The organism is Nakamurella panacisegetis (genome assembly GCF_900104535.1).
Classification (GTDB): domain Bacteria; phylum Actinomycetota; class Actinomycetes; order Mycobacteriales; family Nakamurellaceae; genus Nakamurella; species Nakamurella panacisegetis.
The window spans coordinates 4,020,930-4,032,420 of sequence record NZ_LT629710.1 but is presented as its reverse complement, the minus strand read 5'-3'; the positions used below and the strand labels follow the sequence as shown (position 1 = coordinate 4,032,420).

The following is an 11,491-nucleotide window of genomic DNA, read 5'->3' as shown; positions in this document are numbered from 1 at the left end:
GGGGCGCCCGGCCGGCCGCGGGCGGAAATCACAAACGGCGGGCCCCCGGGATTGGGGGGCCCGCCGCGCGCGAGGATTCGGACGGTCAGTCCTTGTAACCCAACCGGTGCACCCGGATCAGGTTGGTGGAACCGGCGGTGTTGGGCGGCGAGCCGGCCACGATGATCACGGTGTCGCCCTCGTGGTAGCCCGGAACCTGCAGCATGGCCTCGTCGACGAGCTCCACCATGAGGTCGGTGGAGTCGACCGCGGCGACGTGGAACGTCTTGGTCCCCCAGGTCAGCGCCAGCTGGTTGCGCGTCGCCTCCAGCGGCGTGAACGCCAGCAGCGGCAGGTGGGTGTGCAGCCGAGCCAGGCGGCGGATGGTGTCCCCGGACTGGGTGAAGGCCACCAGGGCCTTCGCCTCGAGGCGCTCCCCGATGTCGCGGGCGGCGTAGGAGAGCACTCCGCGCTTCGTTCGCGGCACGTGGGTCAGCGGCGGGACGCTGGTCGTCTCGGCCTCGACCGCTTCGATGATGCGAGCCATGGTGGCCACCGTGATGAACGGGTACTTGCCGACCGACGTCTCGCCGGAGAGCATCACCGCGTCGGCGCCGTCGAGCACCGCGTTGGCGACGTCGGAGGCCTCGGCCCTGGTCGGACGGGAGTGCTCGATCATCGAGTCGAGCATCTGGGTGGCGACGATGACCGGCTTGGCGTTCTCGCGGGCGATCTGCACCGCGCGCTTCTGCACCAGCGGGACCTGCTCCAGCGGCAATTCCACACCCAGGTCGCCACGGGCGACCATGATGCCGTCGAAGGCCAGGACGATGGCTTCGAGGTTCGCCACCCCTTCCGGCTTCTCCAGCTTGGCGATGACCGGGACGCGCGTGGCGCCGACCTCGTCCATCACGGCGTGCACCAGGTCGACGTCGGCCGGCGAGCGGACGAACGACAGGGCGATGAAGTCGACCCCCAGCGACAGCGCGAACTTCAGGTCCGCGATGTCCTTCTCGGACATGGCCGGGACGGAGACGTTCATCCCGGGCAGCGAGATCCCCTTGTTGTTGGAGACCGGCCCGCCTTCGGTGACCGTGCAGTTGACGTCGTTGCCGTCGATCGTGGTGACGACCAGTCCGACCTTGCCGTCGTCGATCAGCAGACGATCGCCCGGACGGGCGTCGTTGGCCAGCCCCTTGTAGGTGGTGGACACCCGGTCCGCCGTGCCGATGATGTCGTCGACCGTGATGGTGACCTGGCTGCCGGTCTCCCAGTTGTGCGGGCCGTCGGCGAACCGGCCGAGCCGGATCTTCGGGCCCTGCAGGTCGGCCAGGATGCCGACGGTCTGGCCCAGCTTGAGGGCAGCGGACCGCACGTGACCGTGCACGGCCTGGTGGTCGGCGTAGTCGCCGTGACTGAAGTTCATCCGGGCGACGTTCATGCCGGCCTCGATCAACGAGGTGATTGCTTCCTCGGAAGAGGTGGCGGGGCCAAGGGTGCAGACGATTTTTGCGCGACGATCCATAGCTGCAGCCTAGCGGTTTTCTGAACCGATTCCGTCATCGGGGTCACAGCACCCCGGGGAGTTCGGCAACCTGTCGCCGTACGGACATCCCCTGTGCCCGAATGCCGTTCGCAGGCGACCCGATTCCCCCCGGCCTGGACCGGTCGGCGTGGATCAACTTCGCCGGTTTGGGACTGGAGTGACGGAAGTGTTCACTTTCGTCCAGGCCTGCGAAGTTGATCCACGCCGGGGTGGGGGCGGTCAGCGCAGGGCGACGGCGGTGGGCTCGAGGGGGTCGGGCAGGGAGGAGCCACCGGACAGGTAGGCGTCCACGCCGGCGGCCGCGCTGCGACCCTCGGCGATGGCCCACACGATCAGTGACTGCCCGCGACCGGCGTCGCCGGCCACGAAGACGCCGGGCATGTTGGTCATGTAGTCGTCGTCCCGGTTGACGGTGCCCCGGCCGGAGATGTCGATGCCCAGCTCGTCGAGCAGACCCTCGCGCTCCGGCCCGACGAACCCGAGCGCCAGCAGCACCAGGTCGGCCTCGATGTGCTTCTCGGTGCCGGCCGACGGGATGAAGCCGCCACCCACCCGCTTGCCCTCGACCAGGTGAATGCCCGAGACACGCCCGTCGACGGACTCGAACGACGTCGAGTTGACCCCGAACACGCGCTGGCCACCCTCTTCGTGGGCGGCCGAGGTGCGCAGCAGCAGCGGGTACACCGGCCACGGGGTGGACGGATGACGGGTGACCGGGGGCTGGACGTGGATGTCCAGCTGGGTCACCGACGCGGCACCCTGCCGGAGCGCGGTGCCGTAGCAGTCGGCCCCGGTGTCGCCGCCGCCGATGATGACGACGTGCTTTCCGGCCGCATCAAGGGCGGGGACGGTGCCCGCGGTGCCTTCCAGCACCTTGTTGGCCTGCACCAGGTAGTCCATGGCCAGTTCGACCCCGGCCAGCTCGCGGCCCTGCACCTGCAGCTCCCGCGGGACGGTGGAGCCGGTGGCGATGACCACGGCGTTGAAGTTGCGCCGCAGGTCGTTCACCGACAGGTCGGTGCCGACGGCGCAGTGCGTGATGAAGCGGACGCCCTCGGCGCTCATCTGCTCCAGCCGCCGATCCAGCACAGCCCGGTCCATCTTGAACTCCGGGATGCCGTACCGCATCAGGCCGCCGATGCGCCCGTCGCGCTCGAACACGGTCACCTCGTGACCGGCGCGGGCCAGTTGCTGGGCCGCGGCCAGGCCGGCCGGCCCGGAGCCGATGACCGCCACCTTCTTGCCGGTGAAGATCGCTGCCGGACGGGGCGCCAGGCCGCCGCCGGCGATGGCCCGGTCAGCGATCTGCTGCTCGACCACCTTGATCGACACCGGGTCGTCCCCGATGCCGAGCACGCAGGATCCCTCGCACGGCGCCGGACACAACCGTCCGGTGAACTCCGGGAAGTTGTTGGTCGCGTGCAACCGGTCGGAGGCATCGTCCCAGCGGCCGGTGCGGACCAGTTCGTTCCACTCCGGGATCAGGTTGCCGAGCGGACAACCCTGGTGGCAGAACGGGATTCCGCAGTCCATGCAGCGGGCGGCCTGGATCTTGGTCTCGCCCTCGCTGAACGGTTCGTAGACCTCGTTCCAGTCGCGCAGCCGCAACGGCACCGGCCGCCGGGCCGGGGTCTTGCGGTCGTACTTCAAGAAGCCGCTGGGGTCAGCCACGGGTCGCCTCCATGATCAGTTCGTCGGCGTCGACGCCGGTTTCCTCGGCCTTGGCCTGCAGTTCGAGCACCCGCTTGTAGTCCCGCGGCATCACCCGCGAGAAACGGGCCGACTCGGTCTCCCAGGAGTCCAGCAGTCGCCGGCCGATGGGCGAGCCGGTGTACCGCACATGGTCGGCGATGACCTCGCCGAGCCAGACGAATTCGTCCAGCTCCAGCGGTTCGACGTCCACCAGCTCCTTGTTGATCCGGGCGTGATCGGCGTCGAGCAGGTAGGCGATGCCACCGCTCATCCCGGCCGCGGCGTTCCGGCCGGTACGGCCGAGGATGACCACCCGCCCGCCGGTCATGTACTCCAAGGCGTGGTCGCCGGTGCCTTCGGTGACCATCAGGGCCCCCGAGTTGCGGACGGCGAAACGCTCGCCGACCCGGCCCCGCAGGTACAGCTCGCCCGAGGTGGCGCCGTAGCCGATGGTGTTGCCGGCGATCACCTGGGTCTTCGCCCCGGGCGCCTGGGCCGGCGAGTTCTCCGCCGGCCGGACGACGATCCGACCGCCGGACAGCCCCTTGGCCACGTAGTCGTTGGCGTCCCCGGTCAGGGTCAACGTGATGCCCCGGGGCAGGAACGCGCCCAGCGACTGACCGGCGGTTCCGGTCAGCGCGATCCGGATGGTGTCCTGCGGCAGCGCCTCCGGACCGAAGCGGCGGGTGACCTCGGAGCCGAGCATCGTTCCGACCGTGCGGTCGACGTTGCGGACGTCGAACTCCAGCTCCACCGGCGAACCGTCGTGCAGGGTCTGCGCACACGATTCGATGAAACGGGCGTCCAGGGTCTGACTCAGGTCGTGCTTGGCCGGGTTGGTGCATCGGTGCCCGGCGTCGACATCGGCCACGGCCAGCAACGGCGCGAGGTCGAGGCCGCGGGCCCGGTGGTGGTCGACCGCCGGGGCGATGTCCAGCAGCTCGGCGTGGCCGACGGCCTCGTCGATCGACCGGAATCCGAGGGCGGCCAGGTACTCGCGCACCTGCTCGGCCAGGAACAGGAAGAACGTCTCGACGAACTCCGGCGTGCCGGTGAACCGCTCGCGCAGCACCGGGTTCTGGGTGGCGATGCCCACCGGGCAGGTATCCAGGTGGCAGACTCGCATCATGACGCAGCCGGCCACCACCAGCGGCGCGGTGGCGAACCCGAACTCCTCGGCGCCCAGCAGAGCCGCGATGACCACGTCCCGGCCGGTCTTGAGGCCGCCGTCGGCCTGCAGTCGCACCTGTTCGCGCAACCCGTTGAGCCGCAAGGTCTGCTGCGCTTCGGCCAGGCCGAGTTCCCAGGGCTGTCCGGTGTGCTTGAGCGAGGTCAACGGGGCGGCGCCGGTGCCGCCGTCGTACCCGGCGATGATGACCAGATCGGCGTGCGCCTTCACCACACCGGCGGCGACCGTGCCCACACCCGGCTCGGCGACCAGCTTGACCGACACGTTGGCCCGCGGGTTCGCGTTCCGCAGGTCGTGGATCAGCTGCTTGAGATCCTCGATCGAGTAGATGTCGTGGTGCGGCGGCGGCGAGATGAGCCCGACGCCGGTGGTGGCGTGCCGGGTCTTGCCGATCCACGGGTACACCTTGTTGCCGGGCAGCTGGCCGCCTTCACCCGGCTTGGCCCCCTGGGCCATCTTGATCTGGATCTCGTCCGAGTTGACCAGGTAGGCACTGGTGACGCCGAACCGTCCGGACGCCACCTGTTTGATGGCCGATCGGCGCCGCGGGTCGAGCAACCGCTCGATGTCCTCGCCGCCCTCGCCGGTGTTGGAGCGTCCGCCGAGCCGGTTCATCGCGATGGCCAGCGTCTCGTGCGCCTCGATCGAGATGGAACCGTAGGACATCGCCCCGGTGACGAACCGCTTGACGATGTCCTCCACCGGCTCGACCTCGGTCAGCGGGATCGGCGTCCGTACATCGGTGCGCAGGCCGAACAGGCCGCGGAGGGTCCCACCCTTGCGGGACAGCTCGTCGACCGTGTCGGTGTAGCGGCGGAACACCGACACCTGCTTGGTCTTCGTCGCGTGCTGCAGCAGGTAGACCGTCTCCGGGTTGAACAGGTGGATCTCCCCTTCGCGCCGCCACTGGTACTGGCCGCCGATCTCCAGACCGCGGTGCTCGCGCACCGCCGTGTTGGACACGAAGGCCAGGGAGTGACGCTCCAGGATGTCGGCCGCGATGACATCCAGGTCGCTGCCGCCGGTGCGGGAGGTGGTGCCGGTGAAGTACTCGCCGAGCACGCTCTCGTCGATGCCGAACGCCGCGAACACCTGGGCCTGCCGGTAGGAACCGACGGTGGAGATGCCCATCTTGCTCATCACCTTGAGCACGCCCTTGCCGAGGGCGTAGATGGTGTTCTTGACGGCGGCCGCGGGACGGACGTCGCCCAGCAGACCGGCGACCGCCAGGTCCTCGGCCGACTCGAGCGCCAGGTACGGGTTGACCGCGCCGGCGCCGTACCCCAGCAGCAGGGCGACGTGGTGGACCTCGCGGGCGTCGCCGGTCTCGGTGATCAGCGCGACCTTGGTGCGGGACTTCTGCCGGACCAGGTGCTGGTGGACGGCCGAGGTGAGCAGCAGCGACGGGATGGGCGCGCGCTTGGCGTCGCAGTCCCGGTCGGACAGCACCAGGATGCGCGCACCGGCCTCGATGGCGGCGTCGGCCTCCCGGCGGCACCGCTCCAGGGCCGCGCCAAGGGCCGCTCCCCCGCCGTCGACCTCGTACAGGCCGGAGATGACGGCGGCGGCGAAGCCCGGCATGTCGCCGTCGGAGTTGACCCCGATCAGCTTGGCCAGGTCGTCGTTGTCGATCACCGGGAACGGCAGGGAGATCTGCCGGCACGACGACGGCGACGGGTCGAGCAGGTTCGCCTCGGGCCCGATGACGCTGGACATGCTGGTGACGATCTGCTCGCGGATGGCGTCCAAGGGCGGGTTGGTGACCTGCGCGAACAACTGTGAGAAGTAGTCGAACAGCAGCCGCGGCCGGGCCGACAGGACGGCTTCGGGAGTGTCGGTCCCCATCGACCCGATCGCCTCGGCCCCGGTACGCGCCATCGGGGTCAGCAGCATCCGCAGGTCCTCCTCGGAGTACCCGAAGACCTGCTGACGGCGCAGCACGGCGTCGTGGGAGGTGATCACGTGCTCGCGGGCGGGCAGCTCGTCCAACGGGACCAGCCCGGCGTGCACCCACTCGGAGTACGGATGTTCCGCGGCCAGTTCGGCCTTGACCTCGGTGTCGTCCAGGATGCGGCCGGCCACCGTGTCGACCAGGAACATCCGGCCCGGCTGCAGCCGGCCCCGCTCCACGATCTTCTCCGGCGGAATGGACAGCACCCCGGCCTCCGAGGCCAACACGACGGTGTCGTCGCTGGTGAGCCACCACCGTCCGGGACGCAGCCCGTTGCGGTCCAGCACCGCGCCGAGCAGTCGCCCGTCGGTGAAGGTGACACAAGCCGGGCCGTCCCACGGTTCCATCAGGGAGGCGTGGAACTCGGCGAAGCCCCGGACCGCCGGGTCCATGGTCTCGCGGCCGTTCTCCCAGGCCTCCGGGATCATCATCAGCACGGCGTGCGGCAGGGACCGACCGCCCAGATGCAGCAGCTCCAGGACCTCGTCGAAGGAGGCCGAATCGGACGCCTCGGCCGAGTTGATCGGAAAGATCCGGTTCAGATCTCCCGGGATCAGGTCGCTGGCCAGCAGTGACTCACGGGCCCGCATCCGGTTCCGGTTGCCGCGCACCGTGTTGATCTCGCCGTTGTGCGCGATGAACCGGAACGGGTGGGCCAGCGGCCAGGCCGGGAAGGTGTTGGTGGAGAAGCGCGAGTGCACGACGGCGATCGCGCTCTCCACCCGCCGGTCGCGGATGTCGTCGTAGAAGTCGGGCAGTTGCTGGGTGGTCAGCATGCCCTTGTAGACCAGGGTGCGGCTGGACAGCGACGGGAAGTACACGTCGATGCCCTGCTCGGCGGTCTCCCGTTCCACGCGCTTGCGCAGCGGGTAGACCAGGCGGTCCAGCTTGACGCCGAACGGTCGGTGGCCGGCCTGGTCCTTCGGGCCGGCCAGGAACAGCTGCTCGAACACCGGCATGACGTCGAGCGCCATCTTCCCGACGCCGGAGCCGATCGGGTCGGTGGGGACCTCACGCCAGCCGATCACCTCGAGGTTCTCCTCGTCGGCGATCCGGCTGATCAGTTCCTTGGCCCGTGCTCGCTCCGAGTCGTCCTGCGGCAGGAACGCCGTGCCGACCGCGAACGCGCACCCGTCGGGCGAGTTGGCCCCGGTGACGACGGGCAGATCGAAATCGACGACGGCACGCAGGAAACCCTCCGGCACCTGGAACAGGATCCCGGCCCCGTCACCGACGGCCGGGTCGGCGCCGGCGGCGCCGCGGTGCTCCAGGTTGATCAGGGCGGTGATTCCATCGGCCACGATCTTGTTGCTGCGACGGCCCTTGATGTCGGCGACGGCGGCCACGCCGCACGAGTCGCGTTCGAATGCTGGGTCGTACAGGCCCTGGGGACCCGGAATTGCCGAGTACTTCACGGCAAGCCTCCCGTCGTCGACGCTGCCGCTTCTTCCGCTCCGTCAGGAGGGGCGAAGGGCAGCAAGTGGTGATGTGAGTTTCTCGGCAGTGCGAGGTGGAGCGCGGTGCTACCGCCCACCGGGAACGCCTGGAGTAGGGCAGGGCGACATCAGTGGGATCACCGCCGACGTGCCAACCGGGACCCAGCGACGATGGTGGCCGCCGCGTCGGCCGAAACGAACCGGCTCTGGGTCACCAGGACGACGGTGGCCTAGTTAACGGCAGATTACAGGACTCGCGCAAAACAAACATCACCGCTGGGCTTTCCCACAGGTGATCCTGGCCGCTCGACGCAACTATTCCGCGTCAGGACGCTGATCAGCGGTGCTACCGGCCGGTATTTCCCCGGCGGCGCCCGTTTCGGGCGTCGATTGCTCCGAAACGGTGGTCTTGACACGCGGTTCGTCGCTCGGTTCGCCGTCGTCCCGGGGCCGGGCCGCCAGGTCGGAGTCCGCCTCGCCGCCGGTCCCCGATCGGTCAGGTTCCACCTTCGGTGGCCGGCCCTGGAGCAGCGCCGGATCCTCGCGCCCGACGTGGCGGCGCACGAACAGGACGACCACGGCTACCACGAACATGATGATCGAGGTGAACACGTTGATCCGCAGGCCCAGGAAATGGTTCGCCGTGTCGATGCGGAGCATTTCGATCCAGCCGCGGCCGAGGGTGTAGCCGGCGACGTAGAGCCAGAACACCTGCCCGCGGCCGAGCCGGAACTTCCGGTCGGCCCAGACCAGCACGGCCGCGATCAGCAGGTTCCACAGCAGTTCGTAGAGGAAGGTCGGCTGGTAGGTCCCGCACAGCACGGTCGGGGTGGCCTTGATGTAGTCCGTCGGGAATTCCGGCACGGCCGGGCACTGGGCGAGAGTGCCGGCCACACCGCCCGGCGTCCGCAGGTAGACGTCCAGACCCCAGGGCAGAGAAGTCTTGGCGCCGAACAGCTCCTGGTTGAAGTAGTTGCCCAGGCGGCCGATGGCCTGGGCCACGATCACACCGGGGGCGACCGAGTCGGCGAAGGCCGACAGCGGCACCTTGTAGTACCGGCACCCCAGCCAGGCCCCGAACCCGCCCAGCGCGATGGCCCCCCAGATGCCGAGACCACCGTCCCAGATCGCGAAGGCCCGCCACGGGTTCTTGCCCGGGCGGAAGTACAGCTCGTTGTCGGTGATGACGTGGTAGAGCCGGCCGCCGATCAGGCCGAACGGCACGGCGAACACCGCGATGTCGGTCACGCGTCCCGGCCGACCGCCCCGGGCCACGAACCGCCGGTTGCCCCACAGCACACCGACCACGATGCCGATGATGATGCAGAAGGCGTAGGCCCGCAGCGGCAGCGGCCCGAGGTGGAGCACCCCGCGCGGCGGCGACGGGATGTCGGCCAGGTAGGTGACCCCCTGGGTCAGGAGGCCGTTCATGCGCCGGCCGTCGCGGTGGTCCGACGGGCCGAGCGCACGCCCTCGGCCAGGTCGGCGGCCAGGGCCGCGACCGCGGCCGGGCCTTGCTCGGCGGCCGAGGTGAACGCCGATCCGACGATCACGGCATCGGCGAACCCGGCGATCTGCGCGGCCTGCGCGCCGGTCCGGACTCCGAGCCCGACGCCGATGGGCAGATCGGTCAGCGCGCGGCACCGGGCGACCAGATCCGGCGCCGAGGACGACACCTGGTCACGGGCCCCGGTGACGCCCATGGTGGAGGCGGCGTAGAGGAAGCCGCGGGTGGCCGCGGCGGTGACGCTGATCCGTTCGGCCGAGGACGACGGCGCGACCAGGAAGATCGGGTCGATACCGTGCGCGGACGTCGCGGCCAGCCAGGGGCCGGCCTCGTCGACGATCAGGTCCGGCGTGATGACCCCGAGGCCGCCGGCGGCGGCCAGGTCGCGGGCGAAGTTGTCGACCCCGTAGGCCAGGATCGGATTGAAGTACGACATGACCACCGCCCGTCCACCCGCCTCGGTGATCCGGCGAACAACGGTGAAGGTGTCGCGGAGGCGGAAGCCGTTGGCACGCGCGGTTTCCGCGGCCGCCTGGATGACCGGGCCGTCGAGTACCGGGTCGGAGAACGGCACGCCGACCTCGACCAGGTCGCAGCCACCGGCGATCATCGCGATCAGTGTGTCGGCCGACGCGTCGACCGTCGGGAAACCGGCCGGGAGGTAGCCGATCAGGGCGGCACGCCCTTCCGCGCGGGTGGCGGCGAAGATTTCCTGCAGTCCGGACATCACTGCGCTGCTTTCGGGTCGGACGGGGCGGTCGGGGCGTTGATCAGTTCGACGTCGGCGATGGCGTGCGCCGGCGTGGCCGTCTCGGCCGAGCCGAGGCCGAACCACTCCATGGCCGTCTCCATGTCCTTGTCCCCGCGGCCGGACACGTTGATCAGCACGATGCCGCCGGGCCCGATCTCGCGGGCCAGGTCCAGTGCGCCGGCCACGGCGTGGGCCGACTCGATGGCCGGGATGATCCCTTCGGTCCGGCTCAGCAGAGCGAACGCGTCCATGGCCTGGGTGTCGGTGATGGACCGGAACTCGGCCCGGCCGATCTCGGCCAGGTGGGCGTGCTCCGGGCCGACGCCGGGGTAGTCGAGGCCGGCCGAGATCGAGTGCGACTCGATGATCTGGCCGTCCTCGTCCTGCAGCAGGAACGACCGCGCGCCGTGCAGCACGCCGACGCTGCCGCCGCTGATGGTCGAGGCGTGCCGGCCGGTCTCGATACCGTCGCCGCCGGCCTCCATCCCGACCAGCCGGACGTCGGCGTCGTCGAGGAAGGCATGGAACGCGCCGATTGCGTTGGAGCCCCCACCGACACAGGCGACGACCGCGTCCGGTAGCCGTCCGGTCAGGTTCAGCACCTGCTGGCGGGCCTCCAGCCCGATGATCCGCTGGAAGTCCCGGACGATCAGCGGGAACGGGTGCGGTCCGCCCACGGTGCCGAACAGGTAGTAGGTCGTCTCCACGTTCGTCACCCAGTCGCGGAACGCCTCGTTGATGGCGTCCTTCAGAGTGGCCGAGCCGGAATCGACCGAGATCACCTCCGCGCCGAGCAGGCGCATCCGGGCCACGTTGAGGGCCTGCCGCTCGGTGTCCACCCGACCCATGTAGATCGTGCACTGCAACCCGAGCAGCGCAGCGGCGGTGGCCGTGGCCACGCCGTGCTGGCCGGCGCCGGTCTCGGCGATCACCCTCGTCTTGCCCATGCGTTTGGTCAGCAGCGCCTGGCCGAGCACGTTGTTGATCTTGTGGCTGCCGGTGTGGTTCAGATCCTCCCGCTTGAGCAGGATGCGGGCACCGCCGACGTAGGCGGTCAGTCGCTCGGCGTCGGTGACCGGACTGGGCCGCCCGGCGTAGTCCTGGGCCAGCCGGTCGAGTTCGGCCAGGAAGTCCGGGTCGAGGCGGGCCTTGCTGTAGGAGTCCCACACCTCGTCGAGCGCGCCGACCAGGGCCTCGGGCAACCAGCGACCACCCATGGTGCCGTAGTAGCCCCGCTCGTCGGGGTCGTGGCTGGTGCCGCCGATCCCATCGGACGGCCGGGGCAGCCCGTCGGGCCGGGGCGGGCGGACGCTGCTGGACGGCGTCTGAACTGGTGAATCACCGTTGACGGTCACGGACGAATCGGCTCCAAACTCGGTCGGTCATCGCTGCGGCCGACCACTCCTCGGCCACTCGACATACTGCCGCACCGCGGAGCGC

6 protein-coding genes are annotated in these 11,491 nt (G+C 69.8%); all 6 read right to left on the bottom strand.

Translation table 11 applies throughout. The features are described 5' to 3' along the window. Positions 1-85: 85 nt before the first annotated feature. On the bottom strand, positions 86-1,504 hold the full coding sequence (pyk, locus tag BLS97_RS18145; RefSeq protein WP_090478642.1) for a pyruvate kinase: 1,419 nt from the start codon (positions 1,502-1,504) through the stop codon (positions 86-88). Positions 1,505-1,744: 240 nt separating this feature from the next. After that, on the bottom strand, positions 1,745-3,196 hold the full coding sequence (locus tag BLS97_RS18140) for a glutamate synthase subunit beta (RefSeq protein WP_090478637.1): 1,452 nt from the start codon (positions 3,194-3,196) through the stop codon (positions 1,745-1,747). Continuing rightward, positions 3,189-7,772 carry a glutamate synthase large subunit gene (gene gltB, locus BLS97_RS18135; RefSeq protein ID WP_090478635.1) on the bottom strand — a complete coding sequence of 1,528 codons (4,584 nt, stop codon included), beginning with the start codon at positions 7,770-7,772 and terminating at the stop codon, positions 3,189-3,191. Before gltB ends, BLS97_RS18140 begins: the two co-directional genes overlap by 8 nt. A gap of 336 nt (positions 7,773-8,108) precedes the next feature. Next, positions 8,109-9,224, bottom strand: coding sequence for a prolipoprotein diacylglyceryl transferase (lgt, locus tag BLS97_RS18130; protein WP_090478630.1), 1,116 nt, complete (start codon positions 9,222-9,224; stop codon positions 8,109-8,111). Continuing rightward, positions 9,221-10,027 carry a tryptophan synthase subunit alpha gene (gene trpA, locus BLS97_RS18125; RefSeq protein ID WP_090478627.1) on the bottom strand — a complete coding sequence of 269 codons (807 nt, stop codon included), beginning with the start codon at positions 10,025-10,027 and terminating at the stop codon, positions 9,221-9,223. The genes lgt and trpA overlap by 4 nt, the downstream gene beginning before the upstream one ends. Further along, positions 10,027-11,337, bottom strand: a complete 1,311-nt coding sequence (gene trpB / locus BLS97_RS18120) for a tryptophan synthase subunit beta (protein ID WP_407938068.1) — start codon at positions 11,335-11,337, stop codon at positions 10,027-10,029. Before trpB ends, trpA begins: the two co-directional genes overlap by 1 nt. Positions 11,338-11,491 lie beyond the last annotated feature (154 nt).